The following is a 16,487-nucleotide window of genomic DNA, read 5'->3' as shown; positions in this document are numbered from 1 at the left end:
AACCTGGTGCCTGCCGCCGCGGGAGGCGCATGCTGAGCGCATGACGTCGCAGCAGATGATCGACCCCTCCGTCCCGCCGAGCGGCCCCGGCTGCGTCGAGTGCGAGCAGTCCGGCTCGTGGTGGCTGCACCTGCGCCGCTGCGCGCTCTGCGGGCACATCGGCTGCTGCGACGACTCGCTGAACCGCCACGCGACGGCCCACTACCACTCGACCGGCCACGCGGTCATCCGCAGCTTCGAGCCCGGCGAGGACTGGTTCTGGGACTACCGGACCGACGACTACGCCGACGGCCCCGCCCTGGCCGACCCGCAGAGCCACCCGGCGAGCCAGACCACCCCGGGGCCGAAGGACCGCGTGCCGCGCGACTGGCAGTACCTCCTCGCCGAGCGGGCCGAGCGCGGCTGAGCGCCGCGCCTCCGCGAGAGCGCAGGACTTTCGCGAGAGTCCAGGAGTTGTCGCACTCGGCATCGACTGCGACAACTCCTGGACAGTCGCCGGCCGCCGGCTCCCTGCGCACGTCCGCAGGCGGCGTGCAGACAGAAGTCGCCGTGCTCGCGACCGACAACGGCGACTTCTGGATGGTCGCGGCGGCCCGCCCAGGAGCGATCGCCACGAGAGTCCAGGAGTTGTCGCACTGGGCGTCGACTGCGACAACTCTCGAGCAGTCGCGGCCGTCGGAGCCGCCGACGCCCAACGCTTGTCCACAGCCGGCGAGTAGCCAGGAGTCGCCGTACTCGCGACCGACTACGGCGACTTCTGGATGGTCGCGGCGGCCCGCCGAGGAGCGATCGCCACGAGAGTCCAGGAGTCGTCGCACTGGGCGTCGAGTGCGACAACTCTTGATCAGTCACGGGAGCAGTCGCGGGAGCAGGTCGGAGCCAGCTGACCAGCCGGCGGCCGACGCCGCGTCTGAACGGCGCCCGTCAGCTCCGTACCCCGCCGGCCGGGCCCCGCCCCGTCACCCCCTGTCGACCCCGTCCAGCGCCTCCGCCTCGGCGATCCGCAGCCGCATCTGCCGGTAGCGGTGGAACTGGTACACCCCGTGCAGCACCGCGAGAACGACCGCGGCCGCCATCCCGCACGCGATCGCGGGGACCTCGTCCGCGCCGCTCTGCGTCAGCGCGAGCGCGACTCCGGCGCCCGCCACGATCGAGTTGACCACCGCGATCGCCGAGGACATCGTGAAGAAGATGCCCCGCCAGCTCTGCCGCCGGCCGATCTCGAGCAGCTCGTTCGGCGCGTGTCGGCCGCGCGGCACCGCGAAGTAGGCGCCCGCGCCCGGCAGCAGGGTCCCGTAGTAGCGACGGATGCGCTGGATGGCCGTCAGCGCGGCGATGTCCTCCATCGAGGTCTGCACCAGCCGCTCGTAGGTGAACACCCCCAGCAGCACGACGACCGGGATGATCACCGCGAGGAACCCCATCGCGTACCGGGTCGGGGCGAGGAAGCCGAAGGCCACGAGCGAGCTGGAGAGCATCGTCAGGTAGAGCGAGGCGCGGCTGCTCGACTCCGTCACGGTGATGCCGCGCGCCGACTCCAGCACGAAGTGCTCGGTCAGCAGGGCGTTGAGGAACGCGGCCGGCCGGTCCGGGAGCGACGCGGCGGAGACGGCGGCCTCGGACAGCGCGGGCGTGCGGGGATGCTCCTCCTCGTCGAGGCGGTCGCCCGGCTCCGGATTCACGGCCGCGCCTTTCGCGGGGACCGCACCTCTCGCGGGGCCGCCCCGCGGCGTCCGCTCTTCGAGTCATCCGACTCGCGCACCGGCTCCACCCGCGCGCCTACCGTCGGACGCGACGCCGAGCACCGCCACCGGGGCGCGTGCGCAGACACCGAAGGGCCGTTCATGACCGACACCCGCCACCTCCACTCGAACCAGCGAGACACCCTCGAGCGGCTGCTCGAGGACTCGCCGAGCCACAACGTCCTCTGGGCGGACGTGCTGACGCTGCTCGAGGCCGTCGGCACCGTCCACGAGAAGCACGACGGCGCCTTCTCGGTGACGGTCGGCTCGACGACCGAGACGCTCCACCGGCCGCACCACAAGGACCTGGACGAGCAGCAGCTCGTCGACCTGCGCCGCCTGCTCCGCGGAGCGGGGTACGGAGCATGAGCGCGGGGACGCCCGCCGACCTCACCGGCTCGGCGGCCGAGCGCCTCCGCCGGCTGGACGCGCTCGACGCGGATGCGCTGACCGAGGAGTGGCTGCTGCGCCAGCTGCGACTCGCGCTCGGGGATCTCGCCGCGCTCGAGCCGGCCGCCGAGGCCGAGCAGGAGCGGCGCGAGGACTTCTGATGCGGCGGGCGGCCGTCCGGGGTGCACGCGGCCGGCACCCGGACGGCCGCCGGCCCGCACCCCGCAGCGCCGCCCCGCTCCGCCGCTCATCGCCCGGCCGCCGCGCTGCGGGCGCGCAGCAGCACGCCGGCCGTCGCGGTCGCCGCCAGCACCAGCGCAGCGAACACGGTCAGCACGGTCGTCGCGGCGACGAGGTTCAGCGCCGCTCCCGCTGCCAGTGCGGGCACCGCGAGCCCCGTGTACGCGACCAGGAACACCACCGCCAGGGTCTCGCCCCGGCGGGCGGGATCCGCGAGGGCGACCGCCGTGCCGATCGAGCCCTTGAAGAGCAGCCCCACCCCGAAGCCCGAGACGACGGCGCCGGCGAGGAACACTCCCAGCTGCGGAGCGATCGCTCCGGCCGCGACCGCCGCGAGCCCGACCGCGCAGCCCGCCACCGCGATCGAGAGCTGCAGGCGCGTCCCCACCTTCACGAGCAGCAGCTGGCCGAGGGCCGCGGAGGCGAACACGGCGAAGGACGTCGCGCCGGCGAGCAGGTGGTCGCGCACTTGGAAGGTCTGCACCAGGAACGTCGGTGCGAGCGAGGTGAAGAGGCCGAGGACGGAGAAGGCCGAGAACGCTCCGAACGCCGCGAGCAGGAACGCCCGGCGCGCGTCCGCCGGCACCGAGAGCCGCTGCGGCCGGTAGGCGGGCGCCGTCTCCGGCACGTCGACCGTCTCGGGCACGAGGAGCAGCGCCAGGCCCGCCACGAGCAGCGCGACCAGGAACACCTGGTGCGGCAGGAGGAGCGGATCGGGCAGGAACTCGGCGAAGACCCCTCCGAGCAGCGGGCCCAGCGAGAGTCCGCCGAGGTTCACCGCGCCCGAGATCGACGCGGCGACCATCGTGTTCTCGTCGGGCCGGGCGCGGGCGCGCAGCTCGCCGAGGTGGGCGGTCGCCGTGGCGGTGAGCATCCCGATGCTGACGCCGTTGACGAAGCGGGCGACGATCAGCCCCGGCACCTCCGTCGTCAGCGAGAAGAGCACGGCCGAGACCGCCGAGACGAGCACCGCGATCAGCAGCACTCGGCGGCGGCCGAGCCAGTCGCTGACGTGACCGGCGAGGTACAGGCTCACGATCACTCCGACCGCGTAGGCGGCGAAGACGACGGTGATCACGAACGGCGGGAAGCCGTCGAGCTGCTGGTAGAGCGGGTAGAGCGGAGTCGGCACCGTCGAGTAGGCCATCACGAGCAGGAAGGTCGCGGCGACGATCCAGAAGCCGACGCCGTGGCGCACCGTCGGCAGTCGGCGGCTCACGAGGTCTCCTGCAGGTGGCGGTGGGCGAAGGTGACGGCCATCGCGCCCTCGCCGACGGCGGAGGCGACGCGCTTGACCGAGCTGCGGCGCACGTCCCCCGCGGCGAAGGAGCCGGGGACGCTGGTCTCGAGGTAGAACGGCGCCCGCTCGAGCGGCCAGTCGCGAGCCGCGTGCTCGCCGGCGAGGTCAGGTCCGGTCACGAGGTAGCCGCCGGAGTCGCGGACGATCGCGGTCTCCGCCGCCCACGTCGTGTCCGGCTCGCCCCCGATGCAGACGAAGAGGTGGGAGGTGGCCAGCGCCCCGTGCGCGCCGGTCGCCGAGTTCTCGACCTCGATCGACTCGAGGGCGTCGGCGCCGTGCAGGCGGGTGACGCGCGAGTCGAGCAGGATCGTCACGTTCGGCTGCCGGACGACGCGCTCCGCGAGGTAGGAGGAGAGGCTGTCGGCCAGATCCGGGCCGCGGACCAGCATGGTCACGTGCCGCGCGTGCGCCGAGAGGTTCATCACGGCCTGCCCGGCCGAGTTGCCGCCTCCGACGACCACGATGTCCTCGCCCTCGCAGAGCGGCGCCTCGCTCGTGCCGGCGCCGTAGTAGAGGCCGACGCCGAGCAGCTCGTCCTCGCGCTCGAGGCCGAGCCGGCGCCACTGGATGCCCGTGGCGCAGATGTTGGTGCGGGCGACGACGGTCGTCCCGTCGGCGAGCAGCGCGTGGATCCGGTCGTCGGCGAAGCGCCCGCGGATCCCCTCGCGCATCCGCAGCAGCTCGGCGCCGAACGAGACGGCCTGCTGCCGCGCGCGCTCGGCCAGATCGGCTCCCGCGATCCCGTGCGGGAAGCCGAGGTAGTTCTCGATCAGGCTGCTGGAGCCGGCCTGCCCGCCGATCGCCGAGCGCTCGAGGACCACGACCTTCAGCCCCTCCGAGGCGGCGTACACGGCGGCCGAGAGCCCGGCCGGACCGGCTCCGTAGATGGACAGGTCGTACTCCGCGAGCCGCGGCGAGCCGACCCAGCCGAGCCGGGCCGCGACCTCGGCGAGCGTCGGATCGGAGGCGCGGCTGCCGTCCGGGAACACCACGAGGGGGAGCGACGCGGTGGCGAGCGGGTGCCCGGCGACGGCGAGGCACTGCTCGTCCGTGTCGATCGGCGTCCACGAGAACGAGACGACGCTGCGCGAGAGGAGGTCGCGGATCTCCCACGCGTCGCGGCTCTCGCGCCGCCCGTAGAGGCGGACCTGCGGGAGGTCCCCGGCCACGGTCACGAGGCCCGCCGCCGCTCGAGCCCGTCGCGGAACTTCATCAGCTTGAGGCAGAGGTGCAGCGTGCTGCGGGCGAGGCCGTCGTCGAGCGCCTCCCGGACCGCCTCGGGCAGGTTGTCGAGGCGGTAGTAGAGCGTGGTGCGGTGGATGTGGAGGAGCCCGCACGCCTCCCGCACGCTGCCGCGCACGTCGAGGTAGGCCTCCACGGTCCGCCGCTGCACCTCGTCGCCCCGCTCGAGCAGCGTCGCCGCGGCCGGCGAGAGCATGGCGAGCTGCGAGCTGTCCGCCCCGATCGAGGCGAGGAGCACCCAGGCCCCGAGCTCGGCGATGTCGGCCCGGCTACGGCCGTCGGGCAGGGAGCCGACGATGGTCGCCGCGAGAGCGGCCCGCTCGGCGGTCGGCAGGAGGTCGTCGTCGCGGACGTCGAAGTGCGCCGAGCCGATCGCGTCGACGGCCGTGCCGCGGCCGCGCGCCTCCGCCCGCAGGACGTCGTCCGCCTCCGCGGCGGCCTCGGGCGCCTCCACGCTCACGAAGAACAGCACACCCTCCTGGTCGCCGAGGAACGTCAGGCCGGAGGCGGCGCTCGCGTCGATCCGCCGCGCCAGCGCCGTCCGCTGCAGGGAGCCGGTCGAGCCGGTCAGCCGCACCGCGCGGACCACGGTCTGGGCGTCACGGCGCAGCCAGCGGCGCTCCACCGCCTCGGCGAAGGAGGCGCGCCGGGTGCCGCCGTCGGCCGCCAGGAGCGCCGCGAGGACGTCTGCGCGCCGGGAGCTGCCGCCCGCCCGCGTCGAGGGGCCGAGGAGGCGGCGGATCGCTCCGACGGCCGCATCGATGAGCGAGTACTCGGCCGGAGTGAGCGGCGCGGGCCGCTCCCGGGGGAGGAGGAGGGTCGCGAGCCGGCCCCGCGGATCCTGGACAGGGAACACGCCGTCGTGAGGCGCCTCCTCGCGCGCGCGCGTCGCGGCCAGCACCCGGCTCGAGGCGTCCTCGATCGTCACCGGGCGGTCGAGAGCCTGGGCGAGCTCGTCGGCGAGGTCCTGCAGAGTCATCGGCGGGGATCCGTGTGGGGGGCCATGCCGTGATCCTCGCGGAGGGAGCCCTCCCGAAGCGTGGCCCTTCCAGGCCCACCTTGCGCGTCGGATCCGCTGCCGGCCGCGATGAGACGCTCAGCCTCCGCTGCCGGGGCGGTCCCCGGGGAACCCGTCCGCGAGGAGGCGGTCGAGGACGTCCGGCCAGTCGAGCAGGACGCCGATGTGGCCTCGACCGGGCCGGATCGTGAGCTCCGCAGCCGGGTGGAGGCGGCGGATCCGCTCCGCGTGGGCGACCGGGACCACCCTGTCGGCCGCGCCGTGGTGGAGGAGGACCGGCGCGGTGAGGCGCGAGAGGTCGACGCCCCAGGGCATGACGAGGGCGAGGTCGTCGTCGACGCTCCCGCCCTGTTCGAGCTCCGAGGCGCGGCCGGCCTCTGCGCCGAGCGCCGTCAGCGGGCCGTCGAGGGCCGAGTAGTCGTCACCGGTGAACTGCTCCGAATCGAAGCGGGCCGTCTCCTCCCACTCCTCGCGCGCAGCCCGGCCGTTGCGCGCGCTGCGGAGAGCGCCCGGATCCTGCATGCCGTCGAACCACGCTCCGTCGTCACTGAAGGGCGCCGGGCTGCCGAACGTCGCGACGCCCCGGACGCGATCACCTCCGAGAGCCCCGACGGCCAGCGCGTGCGGGCCGCCGCCGGAGTAGCCCGTCACCACGAAGCGCTCCATCCCGAGCAGGTCGGCGACGCGGAGCACATCGGCGGCCGCATCCGCGATGCTCCGTCCGGGAGCGCGCATCGAGCCGCCGAAGCCGGGACGGGCGACGGAGACGAGCCGGATGCCGCGCGCCGCAGCGGCGTCGACGTGGGGAGCGAGGAGTGCGCCGGTGTGCGGTGTCCCTCCGCACCAGACGACTGCAGCGCTGGGGGCTCGAGTGCCGGGGAAGTCGTGGGCGACGAGCGTGCGCGAGTCGACGCGGAACTCGTGCCGGGACGTAGCGGCGTGTCCGGTCATGGAGGAACGGTAGCCGCCTGTCGAGGGCAGTGCGCGTCGCCCGGCCCGACCGGGATGCGACGTCTCGTCGTAGGGTCGACGGGAGGGTCGGTGGACCCTCGGACGGGAGGGGTCCGCATGTCGATCGACGAGGTGTCCGACGGGATCGAGGCCGCCGCCGCGCTGCCGCACGTGCGCTCCGGCTTCTCCAGCGCGATACCGTACGGGATCGCGCAGCGCTTCGCCGCGGGGGAGCTGACGCGGGAGCAGGCCGTCGACGAGCTCGGCCGCCGGCGCTACCGGCCCGGATCGCCGAGCGACGGCGTCGACTGGACGACCCTCGACCCCGGGGAGTTCGAGGAGGTCCGCCGGGCCCTGTCCGATGGTCTGCTCGACGCCGCGATGTACGACGAGATCCTCGACCGGTACAGCGGGCAGGGCTCCTCCGGCGAGAGCGCGGCGTCCGCGGAGGAGAGCGCATGAGCGCCGGCCCCCTGGACCTCGCCTTCACCGCTCCGATCGGCGTCACCGTGAAGGGCGACCTCTGGTCGTGCGTCGAGGTGCCCGGCTCCGTCGAGCTGCTCGGCACAGGGAGGTCCGTGAAGGTGGTCGCCACCGTCGACGGCGAGCCGGTGACCGCGGGCCTGCTGCCGACCGGCGCCGGCGGTCACATGCTGTCGATCAGCGCGAAACTGCGGAAGACGATCGGCAAGGACCTCGGCGACGTCGTCACCGTCCACCTGACCGAGCGCCTGAGCTGAGCCGTCCGGCTGGCCCCGATGCGCGTGCGGATGGTCGACTCGACGGATGCGGAATCGAGTCCTGTTCGTCGTCGGGGTCACAGCGATGTTCGTCGCGCTGGTGCTGAGGCTGGTGTGGCCGGCCGGTGAATTCGCCTCCGGCTTCTCGCTCGCCCTGCAGCTGAGCGGCATCCTGCTCCTCCTGGTCTACGGGGTGAAGCACTTCACGGGGCGGCCGCGCCGGAGCTGAGCGGCTCATCCCAATCGGGGGTGTAGGAGTTGGGGTCTGAAGCCGCCGGTCTCGAGCAGGCTTCGGGCGATGTAGTTGGTCAGGTTGCGGAACCCGAGTGCGGAGCCGCGCAGGTGTTCGAGCCTTCCGTTGAGCGCCTCGGTCGGCCCGTTGCTGGTGCCGGGTCGTTCGAAGTAGGCGAGCACGTCAGCGGCTCGCTTCTTCAGGGTCCGGCCCAGGGTGGTGAGCTCGGTGAGCACCTTGGGGACGCCGGCGCTGAGGTCGGTGATCAGCTTCTCCATGAGCTCGCGGCCACGTTGCCGGTCCTCGTGGCGATAGGCGGCGATCATGCGCTGGTAGACACCCCAGGTCGCCTCGACCTCGACGTGAGCGTCATCAACGAACAGCGCGCGTAGCCTGTCGCTCTGCTTGTCGGTGAGCAGGTCCGCGCCGGTGTGCAGACCGAGGCCGTCGAGTCGAGCGAAGGCGGTCAGGTCAGGGCGGCCGAAGCCGGCCGGCGGGGTAGCGTCGGACACGTCGAGGTCTTTCGGACGGATGGCGTAGGAACCTCCGTCGTCGGGTGACCTCGACGTCTATCTGCGGACCGACGCGCCCGGCCGACCTACACCGTCATCTGAGAAGACCCCTGAAACGTCTTCGCCGACGACGGGGCCGGCGAGGAGGAGGGCGCGGTGAGCTGAAAGAATGGAGCTTGCTCGGCTTCGACGCCGCCGCAAGCTCCGGTGAAACGGTCGGTACTGGTCGGTCGTCGTCGGTCACCACCGGATGGCGGCGTCCTCCACGCTCGGCGTTTGCGCAGGTCAGCGGCTCGTTCGCCCAGTGGGCGCATCAAGCGATAGACGCAAAGCCGACGTGATGAGGTCGTCCGTTCGATTCCGACAGGCGGCTCCGGCGAACCGTTCTGGTGGTCGCGCGATGCGCTGGCCTCACGGCTCTGCCCGACACCGACGTCGCTCTCCTCTGCGACGGACCCCTCGCCGGCTGAGCGCTCGCGGCCGGCATCCTGTCCGTGTGCCGATAGGCCTCGCACCGCTCGGCAACGCAGCGTGGCGTTGCGTCGCGACCTGGCGACGGCTCGGCGGGGCGCGATCGTCTCGTGCGTTGGCGGACTACGGGAGCTTGGACGCGAGGACGTCGGCCGCCAGGATCTCGGGTGCTGCGCCGAGGAGGTGCTGGTTGGCCATCAGGGCTGCGACGATGGCGCCGTTGGCGTGGGCGTCGCGAGCGGCTTCGTCGGGGAATGCATCGAAGATCCAGAAGGTGTCGGCGTGGGTCCTGACCGCGAACCAGACAATCGTTCCTACTTCTTCGTTGGCGAGTGCGACAGCGCCGGCGAGCAGATCGGCGACCGCGTCGTGCTGTCCATCGGCCGCGACGATCTTGGCGACGAAGGCATACGGAAGTGATGCGTGTGTGGACATGAGGGACTCTCCTTGACGTCGGGGTTCTTCGTGGGACGAGTTCAGCGTATGACGAGCGAGGGCCGGTGGGGAGTGGCGTATACGGCAGTATTGCTATTGTTTACGTCATGCGTATCGGGCTGATCGCGATCGACGGCTGCTTCGGTTCGGCTATCGCGTCGATCATCGACATCGTGCGGGTGGCCGACGGAGCCCGCGGCGATGTCGACCCGCGGATCGACCCGATCGAACTCGCCATCCTCGGACCGAAACGGCGAGTGACCACGACGGCATCGATGACCCTGTCGGTGGACCACCCGCTGTCGGAGTCCGGAGAGTTCGACGTGGTCGTCGTCCCTGCGCTTGGAACCCTTACGGCCGCCGCTACCAACGACGTCCTCCAGAGCCGAGATGCTCGTTCGGTCATCGCCTCGCTCGGGCGCCTCGACGAGGCGACCACCCGGATCGCCGCGGCGTGCACCGGCGTGTTCGCTGTCGCCGAGACCGGACGGATGCATCATCGGAGGGCGACGACCAGCTGGTTCCTGGGGCCGGAGTTCCTGAAGCGCTATCCGACCGTCGCCCTCGATCTCGACACCATGGTCGTGGTCGACGGGAACCTCGTCACCGCCGGCGCCGCGTTCGCCCACATCGACCTCGCGCTCTCACTCGTGCGATCGATCAGCCCCGACCTGGCCCAACATGTCGCCAAGCTCCTCATCATCGACGAGCGTCCGTCTCAGGCGGCCTTCGTCGCCTACGAACATCTCCGGCACGAGGACCCGATCGTCGTCGAGTTCGAACGCTTCGTGCGCGCCCGCCTGGACGAACCGTTCAACGTCGCCTTCGTCGCGCAGTCGCTCGGCACCAGCCGGCGCACCCTCGAACGACGAGTCCGTGCGGCGCTCAACCTCACTCCGCTCGGCTTCGTCCAACGGCTTCGCATCGAACGAGCTCGGCACCTCTCAGCAACCACGGACTTCACCTCCGCCGAGATCGCGCTACGGGTCGGCTACGCGAATGCCGAGACTCTGCGCTCCCTCCTGCGCAGGGAGCGACGCCGTTCCTGACCTATCGCCATGCCTGTAGCCGGTGTCCTAGCGCTCGACTGGAACCACCTCTCAGCACGTCGCGTCGACGCTCCTGCGTCGCCCCTGGACGACCCACTCGACACGCCCGCAGCACAGGTCATGTGACGTGTCCCGGCTTCCCTGACGGTCGGGGTTGGGTGGCTGTGATGTCGCTGCGTTCTCGTCGAGGGGGTCAGCAGACTCGATCAGGGTCGACTGGGATGAGACGCGAAGGCGGTCAGGTCAGGGCGGCCGAAGCCGGCCGGCGGGGTAGCGTCGGTCACGTCGAGGTCTTTCGGACGGATGGCGTAGGAACCTCCGTCGTCGGGAGACCTCGACGTCTATCTGCGGACCGACGCTCCCGGCCGACCTACACCCTCATCTGGGAAGAGCCAGCTGAGCTCCGGAATCGGAGGAAGACCCGTGGGCGGATCGGAGGAGCCGGCCCGGGCGGATCCGGAGCCGGAGGTCGACCGGGCGCTCGCGCGGTGGGCGGCGGAGTGCGCGGAGCGCGCCCTCCCGGCATTCGAGGAGTGGGACCCGGACGATCCCCGGCCCCGGCGCGCGCTCGACGTCCTCCTCGCCTGGGGGCGGGGCGAGGCTCCGATGACCGAGTGCCGCACGGCGGCCTTCACGGCGCACGCCGCAGCCCGCGCCGCGACGCAGGCGGGCGAGCGGGCCGCCACCGCTGCCGCGCGGGCGGCCGGGCAGGCCGCAGCCGTCGCGCACATGGTCGATCACTGCTCGCACGCCGCCGTGGAGAGCAGCGCGCGGCCTCGGGCCTTCACGCGAAGGAGCGCGCAACGGATCGTCGCTCTCACTGAATCCGCCCGCTGCGCGGATGCTCTCCCAGCGATCTTCTCGCGTCGTTGAACGTCCGCGACTGCTGTGTCGTGTCCTCGGTGGGACCACCTCGGCCCCCGCACTACAGGAGGCATCATGCTCAAGCGAATCGCGACCACTGTGACGACTGCGGCGTTCGCCGCCGTCCTTCTCGCCGGATGCTCGACGGCCGCCGGCTCGGCCGCCTCGTCGGAAGCGCCGGCCGACAGCCCCTCCGCCACCGCGATGGCCTCCGCCACCGCGACCGCCTCCGCTGAGACGGCGGCTCTCACGACGGCGTCCTCGCCGCTGGGCGAGATCATCACGGACGAGGCCGGCTACACCGTCTACACGTTCATGAAGGACACGCAGAACTCGGGCAGCAGCAGCTGCTACGACGAGTGCGCCACGACCTGGCCGGCCGTGACGGCGTCCAGCACGACCGCCGCGGACGGGATCACCGGAGACGTCGGCTCGATCACGCGCACCGACGGGACGACCCAGCTGACCGTCGACGGATGGCCGGTCTACCGGTTCGCGAAGGACACCGCGCCGGGCCAGGTCAACGGGCAGGGTGTGAAGGACGCCTGGTACGTCCTCCTCCCTGACGGCACGATGAACAAGGAAGCCGCGGCCATGAGCACCGCCACCCCGGCGTCCTGATGCGACGGCGACCCGTCCCCGCGCAGCGAAGCGCATCGTCGGGCCGGGTCGCCGGTTCTCGACAGGCATGGACGGAAGGGATGACCGGCAGTGATCGCAGCAACCGTGATGAGGGAGCGCACCGTGGCGCTTCGAGGCGGTGAGCGTTGTGCCCCGCCCCGTCGATGAGCTCCTGGCGGCGCTGTACGAGAGTCACGGCCCGGCCTTGCGGCGCTTCGTGCAGAACCTCACTCGGAACGCGGCGCTGACGGAGGACGTCGTGCAGGAGACGATGGTCCGGGCCTGGCAGCGCCCGCAGGTCCTCGAACGCGACGCCGACGCCGCTCGCGCGTGGCTGTTCACCGTCGCCCGCAACCTCGTCATCGACGACGCCCGATCCGCTCGGAGCCGACGCGAGGTGCCGGCGAAGGACGAGGACGGCGGCGGCGCCGTCCCCGATCGCACCGACGCGGTCCTGGACAGCATCCTGGTCGCCGACGCTCTCGCATCGCTGTCGGTGGAGCATCGTCAGATCGTGGTGGACGCGTACTTCCTCGGACACACCGTCCCCGAGATCGCCCGCCGGCACTCCATCCCCGAGGGAACAGCGAAATCTCGATTGCACTACGGACTGCGCGGACTGCGACTGGCTCTGCAGGAAAGGGGCGTCACCCGATGAACGACCACCACGGAAGCTCTGCGACGGAGGACGAGTACCGCGACTGGGACGCGTCCTACGTCCTCGGCGCTCTCCCCGCAGATCAGCGACTCGAGTACGAGCAGCACCTCAGCGGCTGCGCGGCCTGCCGCGCGGCCGTGGCAGAGCTGGCAGGACTGCCCGGCATCGTCGGCCGCCTCTCCGTCGAGGACGCTCTCGCCATCAGCGCATCGGACGACGGCGAGGAGGCGCCGCCGTCGATGGTGACGCTGCCCGCCATCGCCCACCGTGTCCGGACGCGCCGACGTCGGCGCCGGCTGGTGACGTCCCTCGCCGTCGCGGCCGCCGTCACCGCCTCCGTCTTCGGAGGTGTCGCTCTCGGCACGGGCATCGCGGGCGCTCCCGTGGCGAGCGAGGCGACCCTCGAACCGATGGACCCGATCGCGGCCGATCCCGCTCTCGCTGCGGACATCCAGGTCGAGGGGAAGCCGTGGGGCACCCGGCTGGAGTGGAGCTGCACCTACAGTGGTGATGCGCCCGCCGACGCGGAGTACGAACTCGTGATCACCCGCACAGACGGCAGCACGATCACCGTCGCCACCTGGACGGCGGCCGGGCGGCGCGCCGTCGACCTGGCGGCGTCCACGGGCGTCGCCCGGTCGGAGATCACCGGCGTCGACATCAGGGTCCGCGGCACGAACTCACCCCTCGTCCGCACCGACACCTGAGACACCGCCCACCCGCAGGAGACACCGACACTGCCCGCGGTGCCGCGGGCACCGGACAGGAGCAGACCATGAGCACCGAGACCACGCCGCTGCACATCACCCGCGAGGGCCCGAGAAGCTTCATCGGCCGCAACGCGCGAGGAGCCGAGGTCCGCATCGGCGGGTCGGACGCCGACGGCGTGTTCTCGCCCGGCGAGCTGCTGCACCTCGCCCTCGCCGCCTGCGGCATGCTCTCCTCGGACCACATCCTCGCCAGCCGGCTCGGAGCCGACTTCGAAGCGACCACCGACATCACCGCGACCAAGCCCGAGGGCGAGGACCGCTACGACTCGATCGCCGCCGTGATCCGCGCCGACCTGTCGGCGCTCGATCCCGAGCGGATCGCCTCACTGTCCGAGCGCACCCACCGGGCGGTCGACCGCCAGTGCACCGTCGGCCACACGCTCGAGCACGGCGCGGCGTACACCGTCGACGTCGTGGACGACCAGGCCGTTCCCGTCAGCGGTTCGAGGACGGGGGCCGTCTGAGATCAACACCTCATCGGTCACGGCGACCGGTGACGACCGAGACGCGGACGTCTCCCTTCAGTGCCGTCAGTCTGCGACTCGCCGACCGGATCCGAGACGATTCGCGAGGCGGAGCGCGTTCACGGAGCGGAGGTGCTGGTCGGCGCGGTGACGCCCGTTGGCCGGTGAGGGGTGCGGTGCCGCGAGGACGGGGACGACACGGGGATCATCGTGCAGGGTCAGATAGCGCATGACCCCGTCGAGCGCCACGGTCCCGTAGGTGACGACGGCTTCGAGCGCGGGCAGCAGCTCCAGCAGCTCACCGAGCGCGAGCCGGCCCTGCTCGATGTCCGCGGGGCGGACGCGGCCAGGGATCTCCCACGGGATGAGGTTCCACCGGACGTAGTGGTCGCGGGAGAGTCCGGACTCGATGCGGGCCGCCCGGAACGCGGCGGCGGTGGGCCCGAGGTTGTCTTCGCTGCAGACGGCAGCGGATCCCGCGGCGATCGTCCGAGGGCCGGGTGACTGCATCAGCACCAGGACGCGACTGGCGGTGCCGCCGGAGCGGGGATCGAAGCCCGGAACGAAGCGTCCGGTCGCGTCCGCGGTACTCCGCCAGGTCTCGGCGAGGGCGTTCAGGGTTCGGACATCCACGATGCTCCTCGATCCCGGTCAGGCCGGCCGCGGTGGTGCGAGCAGGGTGCCGCGGATCACGGAACCGTGGAACGTGCGGGCGGCGACGATGATCCACGCGGCGACCAGGCCGACGTAGTAGAGCACGGCGAGGCCGGCGACGACCGTGAGACCGGAGTGCAGGGCGAGGCCGTTCAGTCCGGTGACGCAGGTGCCGACGGGGAACGTGAACGACCACCACGACAGACTGAACGGCAGGTGCTCCTTCGCGGTGCGGAGGGTGATCGCGAGGGCGATGACGGTCCAGAGCAGCGCGAAGCCGAGCATCGCGAAGCCGTACACCAGAGCCACGACCAGCAGCGCACGCGCCATGCCGGCGTCCACGACGGTGGGCGCGTTCGAGGCGAGCAGATTCACAGCGGTGATCGACTGTCCGACCGGACCGAGGACGATCCACAGCGTCGGCACCATCCCCGCCGCTCCTACCTTGTGCTGCGCGAGCCGGTTCCAGATCAGGGTGATCACCACCAGCGACGCGACCAGGCTGAGGCCGAAGAAGCCGTAGCAGGACCACAGGAGCGTCTCCCGCGCTTGCCCGGCGGGCGCGTACGGCAGCAGCACTGCGCCGGTGGAAGCGGACACCATCGGCGGAACGATCGGCATCAGCCAGCCGCCGAACGCCGAATCGGGCTTGTTCTCATGCCGGGTGAACGCGAGGTAGGGCACCAGGACCGCCGTCACCAGCCCGCCGAGAGTCCCCGCGGTCCAGAGCACCCAGTCGATGGTGACAGCGGCCGGCAGGCCGATCCAGTCCTTGCCGAGGAGGAGGGTTCCCGCGCCGACGGTGAGGAACGCCATGGGAGGCGCGCCGTAGAAGTGCGAGAGGACCGGATTCAGGTGGTGCCTCATCGCTGTAGCGCGGTAGCGGACCCAGTGCAGCCCGGTCGCGACCGTCAGCGCGACGAGCAGCATCGCGGCGATCGCCCAGACGACGGTGGCCCCGGTACGGAGTCCGGGGAACTGGAGTGGCAGGGACGCGGCGGCGACCGCGACGATGCCGGTGCCCATGATCGACGCGAACCAGTTCGGCGTCAGGTTCGACACGATCAGTCCCGGATGCTCCAGCTCCCGGAACAAGCGCCTCGACCGCGGAGGATGCCCGATCGAGGAAGATGCGCGGGCGGGGGAGAAAGTTGTCATGACTCCAGCCTGAGCATCGCCGTCACCAGCCGATACAGCGATCGTGTTGGCGGGGCACAATGAGTGCTTGTGGCGACGCGGCGATTGACGGACCGGATCCTGGATCTCGACACGCTGGAGGTGCTCGAACGCATCGCCGAGGCGGGCTCGCTCTCCCGCGCTGCCGAAGCCCTCGGCGTCACCCAGCAGGCCGTCTCGGCGCGTCTGCGGGTAGCGGAGCGCGCCATCGGGCAGCCGCTCGTGCGCCGCTCTCCGATCGGGTCCCTGATGACCGACGCGGGCCGGCTCGTGCTCGAGCTGGCCGGCCCGGTCCTCGAGGCGTCCCGCCGCCTCGAGGCGGGCGCGGCGGCACTGCGACAGCCGACCGGCTCACTGGTTCTCGCGGCGTCGCAGACCATCGCCGAACTGCTGCTCCCACGCTGGCTCCTCGAATTCCGACAGCGCACACCCGAGGTGAGTGTGCAGCTGATCGCCGGCAATTCAGCCACGGTCACAGAGCTCGTGCGATCCGGTGCCGCGCAGCTCGGATTCGTCGAGACACCGGCGTCCACGGCCACGCTCTCCTCTGACGTGGTCGCGGAGGACGAACTCGCTGTCGTCGTGGCACCGGACCACCCCTGGGCACGCGCGGCGAGTATCGGCGCCGAGGAGTTGGCCGGGACCGCACTGCTGACGCGAGAGGAAGGCTCCGGCACCCGGACGACCCTCGAAGCATGGCTCCACGACGCCGGGCTCGCACTCACGACTCCCGCCGCGATCCTGGAGACGACGGCGATCATCCGAGCGAACGCCCGCGCCGGCATCGCGCCCGCAGTCATGAGCATCCTCACCGTCGAAACAGATCTCGCCGCGCGCTCACTGATACGAGTGCCCCTCCGCGGACCAGCACTCGTGCGACCCCTCCGCGCCATCTGGTCCGATCGCATCGGGTCGTCCGCGGCGGCGTTCCTGGAGATCGCACACGAGTTGCGCTGAC

At 71.7% G+C, this 16,487-nt stretch carries 21 protein-coding genes and 1 pseudogene; 13 read left to right on the top strand and 9 right to left on the bottom strand.

The window, feature by feature from the left end:
- Window positions 1-40: 40 nt before the first annotated feature.
- Window positions 41-406 carry a UBP-type zinc finger domain-containing protein gene (locus tag C5D36_RS06000; protein WP_104227372.1) on the top strand — a complete coding sequence of 122 codons (366 nt, stop codon included), beginning with the start codon at window positions 41-43 and terminating at the stop codon, window positions 404-406.
- Between the two features lie 553 nt (window positions 407-959).
- Here C5D36_RS06000 and C5D36_RS05995 read toward each other — a convergent pair.
- The gene (locus C5D36_RS05995) at window positions 960-1,682 is read right to left on the bottom strand and encodes a hypothetical protein (protein WP_104295415.1); all 723 of its coding nucleotides are present in this window, start codon (window positions 1,680-1,682) and stop codon (window positions 960-962) included.
- A gap of 162 nt (window positions 1,683-1,844) precedes the next feature.
- Between C5D36_RS05995 and C5D36_RS16580 the strand changes: the two genes are divergently transcribed.
- Together C5D36_RS16580 and C5D36_RS05985 are read left to right on the top strand one after the other, a co-directional pair.
- Window positions 1,845-2,111, top strand: coding sequence for a hypothetical protein (locus C5D36_RS16580; protein ID WP_146083717.1), 267 nt, complete (start codon window positions 1,845-1,847; stop codon window positions 2,109-2,111).
- Window positions 2,108-2,293 carry a hypothetical protein gene (locus C5D36_RS05985; RefSeq protein ID WP_104295413.1) on the top strand — a complete coding sequence of 62 codons (186 nt, stop codon included), beginning with the start codon at window positions 2,108-2,110 and terminating at the stop codon, window positions 2,291-2,293. The genes C5D36_RS16580 and C5D36_RS05985 overlap by 4 nt, the downstream gene beginning before the upstream one ends.
- Before the next feature lie 86 nt (window positions 2,294-2,379).
- Here C5D36_RS05985 and C5D36_RS05980 read toward each other — a convergent pair whose 3' ends face one another.
- From C5D36_RS05980 to C5D36_RS05965, 4 genes are all read right to left on the bottom strand, one after another.
- Window positions 2,380-3,591: an MFS transporter gene (locus C5D36_RS05980; RefSeq protein WP_258062875.1), complete on the bottom strand. Its 1,212-nt coding sequence runs from the start codon at window positions 3,589-3,591 to the stop codon at window positions 2,380-2,382.
- Window positions 3,588-4,847, bottom strand: coding sequence for an NAD(P)/FAD-dependent oxidoreductase (locus tag C5D36_RS05975; RefSeq protein ID WP_181072788.1), 1,260 nt, complete (start codon window positions 4,845-4,847; stop codon window positions 3,588-3,590). The genes C5D36_RS05980 and C5D36_RS05975 overlap by 4 nt, the downstream gene beginning before the upstream one ends.
- Window positions 4,844-5,893 carry a helix-turn-helix domain-containing protein gene (locus C5D36_RS05970; protein WP_104295412.1) on the bottom strand — a complete coding sequence of 350 codons (1,050 nt, stop codon included), beginning with the start codon at window positions 5,891-5,893 and terminating at the stop codon, window positions 4,844-4,846. The genes C5D36_RS05975 and C5D36_RS05970 overlap by 4 nt, the downstream gene beginning before the upstream one ends.
- A gap of 117 nt (window positions 5,894-6,010) precedes the next feature.
- Window positions 6,011-6,883, bottom strand: a complete 873-nt coding sequence (locus tag C5D36_RS05965; protein ID WP_104295411.1) for an alpha/beta fold hydrolase — start codon at window positions 6,881-6,883, stop codon at window positions 6,011-6,013.
- Between the two features lie 117 nt (window positions 6,884-7,000).
- Here C5D36_RS05965 and C5D36_RS05960 point away from each other — a divergent pair, with 117 nt between their 5' ends.
- The 3 genes from C5D36_RS05960 to C5D36_RS05950 are packed head-to-tail and all read left to right on the top strand — an operon-like array spanning window position 7,001 to window position 7,852.
- Window positions 7,001-7,345 (top strand): hypothetical protein, encoded by a 345-nt coding sequence (locus tag C5D36_RS05960; protein WP_104295410.1) that lies wholly within the window; start codon window positions 7,001-7,003, stop codon window positions 7,343-7,345.
- The gene (locus C5D36_RS05955) at window positions 7,342-7,623 is read left to right on the top strand and encodes a DUF1905 domain-containing protein (protein ID WP_104292322.1); all 282 of its coding nucleotides are present in this window, start codon (window positions 7,342-7,344) and stop codon (window positions 7,621-7,623) included. The genes C5D36_RS05960 and C5D36_RS05955 overlap by 4 nt, the downstream gene beginning before the upstream one ends.
- 46 nt (window positions 7,624-7,669) lie before the next feature.
- On the top strand, window positions 7,670-7,852 hold the full coding sequence (locus C5D36_RS05950) for a hypothetical protein (protein ID WP_104224784.1): 183 nt from the start codon (window positions 7,670-7,672) through the stop codon (window positions 7,850-7,852).
- A 5-nt stretch (window positions 7,853-7,857) separates the two neighbouring features.
- On the opposite strand, the pseudogene C5D36_RS05945 reads toward C5D36_RS05950, so the two are convergent.
- Window positions 7,858-8,292: pseudogene (locus C5D36_RS05945) on the bottom strand (transposase); the annotation flags it as partial.
- Between the two features lie 669 nt (window positions 8,293-8,961).
- On the bottom strand, window positions 8,962-9,273 hold the full coding sequence (locus C5D36_RS05940; protein WP_104295409.1) for a putative quinol monooxygenase: 312 nt from the start codon (window positions 9,271-9,273) through the stop codon (window positions 8,962-8,964).
- Between the two features lie 107 nt (window positions 9,274-9,380).
- On the opposite strand from C5D36_RS05940, the gene C5D36_RS05935 reads away from it, so the two are divergent.
- The 6 genes from C5D36_RS05935 to C5D36_RS05910 all read left to right on the top strand — a co-directional run bounded on the left by C5D36_RS05935 (window position 9,381) and on the right by C5D36_RS05910 (window position 13,699).
- Window positions 9,381-10,322: a GlxA family transcriptional regulator gene (locus C5D36_RS05935; RefSeq protein ID WP_053548963.1), complete on the top strand. Its 942-nt coding sequence runs from the start codon at window positions 9,381-9,383 to the stop codon at window positions 10,320-10,322.
- 423 nt (window positions 10,323-10,745) lie between these two features.
- Complete coding sequence (locus C5D36_RS17335) at window positions 10,746-11,195, top strand: putative immunity protein (protein WP_374953770.1); 450 nt, start codon at window positions 10,746-10,748, stop codon at window positions 11,193-11,195.
- Window positions 11,196-11,261: 66 nt separating this feature from the next.
- Complete coding sequence (locus C5D36_RS05925; RefSeq protein WP_104295407.1) at window positions 11,262-11,807, top strand: hypothetical protein; 546 nt, start codon at window positions 11,262-11,264, stop codon at window positions 11,805-11,807.
- Window positions 11,808-11,955: 148 nt separating this feature from the next.
- Window positions 11,956-12,465: a sigma-70 family RNA polymerase sigma factor gene (locus tag C5D36_RS05920; RefSeq protein WP_056865923.1), complete on the top strand. Its 510-nt coding sequence runs from the start codon at window positions 11,956-11,958 to the stop codon at window positions 12,463-12,465.
- Window positions 12,462-13,172: an anti-sigma factor gene (locus C5D36_RS05915; protein ID WP_104257433.1), complete on the top strand. Its 711-nt coding sequence runs from the start codon at window positions 12,462-12,464 to the stop codon at window positions 13,170-13,172. The genes C5D36_RS05920 and C5D36_RS05915 overlap by 4 nt, the downstream gene beginning before the upstream one ends.
- Before the next feature lie 68 nt (window positions 13,173-13,240).
- On the top strand, window positions 13,241-13,699 hold the full coding sequence (locus C5D36_RS05910; protein ID WP_104263392.1) for an OsmC family protein: 459 nt from the start codon (window positions 13,241-13,243) through the stop codon (window positions 13,697-13,699).
- 66 nt (window positions 13,700-13,765) lie between these two features.
- On the opposite strand, the gene C5D36_RS05905 is transcribed toward C5D36_RS05910, so the two are convergent.
- Together C5D36_RS05905 and C5D36_RS05900 are read right to left on the bottom strand one after the other, a co-directional pair.
- Complete coding sequence (locus C5D36_RS05905; protein ID WP_258062371.1) at window positions 13,766-14,332, bottom strand: uracil-DNA glycosylase family protein; 567 nt, start codon at window positions 14,330-14,332, stop codon at window positions 13,766-13,768.
- Window positions 14,333-14,350: 18 nt separating this feature from the next.
- Complete coding sequence (locus C5D36_RS05900) at window positions 14,351-15,415, bottom strand: TDT family transporter (RefSeq protein WP_258062874.1); 1,065 nt, start codon at window positions 15,413-15,415, stop codon at window positions 14,351-14,353.
- Between the two features lie 165 nt (window positions 15,416-15,580).
- Here C5D36_RS05900 and C5D36_RS05895 point away from each other — a divergent pair, with 165 nt between their 5' ends.
- On the top strand, window positions 15,581-16,486 hold the full coding sequence (locus tag C5D36_RS05895; RefSeq protein ID WP_104224793.1) for a LysR family transcriptional regulator: 906 nt from the start codon (window positions 15,581-15,583) through the stop codon (window positions 16,484-16,486).
- Window position 16,487 lies beyond the last annotated feature (1 nt).

The sequence above is a fragment of the Rathayibacter sp. AY1C6 genome (assembly GCF_002931535.1).
Taxonomy (GTDB): Bacteria; Actinomycetota; Actinomycetes; order Actinomycetales; family Microbacteriaceae; genus Rathayibacter.
Note: the sequence above shows the minus strand (reverse complement) of the source record. Positions and strands in the feature narration are given on the sequence as shown.

What these genes read in the sequence shown, in the direction of transcription:
- C5D36_RS06000 (WP_104227372.1), top strand. Translation starts at nt 41, where the DNA reads ATGACGTCGCAGCAGATGATCGACCCCTCCGTCCCGCCGAGCGGCCCC.
- C5D36_RS16580 (WP_146083717.1), top strand. Translation starts at nt 1,845, where the DNA reads ATGACCGACACCCGCCACCTCCACTCGAACCAGCGAGACACCCTCGAG.
- C5D36_RS05985 (WP_104295413.1), top strand. Translation starts at nt 2,108, where the DNA reads ATGAGCGCGGGGACGCCCGCCGACCTCACCGGCTCGGCGGCCGAGCGC.
- C5D36_RS05970 (WP_104295412.1), bottom strand. Translation starts at nt 5,893, where the DNA reads ATGACTCTGCAGGACCTCGCCGACGAGCTCGCCCAGGCTCTCGACCGC.
- C5D36_RS05965 (WP_104295411.1), bottom strand. Translation starts at nt 6,883, where the DNA reads ATGACCGGACACGCCGCTACGTCCCGGCACGAGTTCCGCGTCGACTCG.
- C5D36_RS05960 (WP_104295410.1), top strand. Translation starts at nt 7,001, where the DNA reads ATGTCGATCGACGAGGTGTCCGACGGGATCGAGGCCGCCGCCGCGCTG.
- C5D36_RS05955 (WP_104292322.1), top strand. Translation starts at nt 7,342, where the DNA reads ATGAGCGCCGGCCCCCTGGACCTCGCCTTCACCGCTCCGATCGGCGTC.
- C5D36_RS05950 (WP_104224784.1), top strand. Translation starts at nt 7,670, where the DNA reads ATGCGGAATCGAGTCCTGTTCGTCGTCGGGGTCACAGCGATGTTCGTC.
- C5D36_RS05940 (WP_104295409.1), bottom strand. Translation starts at nt 9,273, where the DNA reads ATGTCCACACACGCATCACTTCCGTATGCCTTCGTCGCCAAGATCGTC.
- C5D36_RS05935 (WP_053548963.1), top strand. Translation starts at nt 9,381, where the DNA reads ATGCGTATCGGGCTGATCGCGATCGACGGCTGCTTCGGTTCGGCTATC.
- C5D36_RS05925 (WP_104295407.1), top strand. Translation starts at nt 11,262, where the DNA reads ATGCTCAAGCGAATCGCGACCACTGTGACGACTGCGGCGTTCGCCGCC.
- C5D36_RS05915 (WP_104257433.1), top strand. Translation starts at nt 12,462, where the DNA reads ATGAACGACCACCACGGAAGCTCTGCGACGGAGGACGAGTACCGCGAC.
- C5D36_RS05910 (WP_104263392.1), top strand. Translation starts at nt 13,241, where the DNA reads ATGAGCACCGAGACCACGCCGCTGCACATCACCCGCGAGGGCCCGAGA.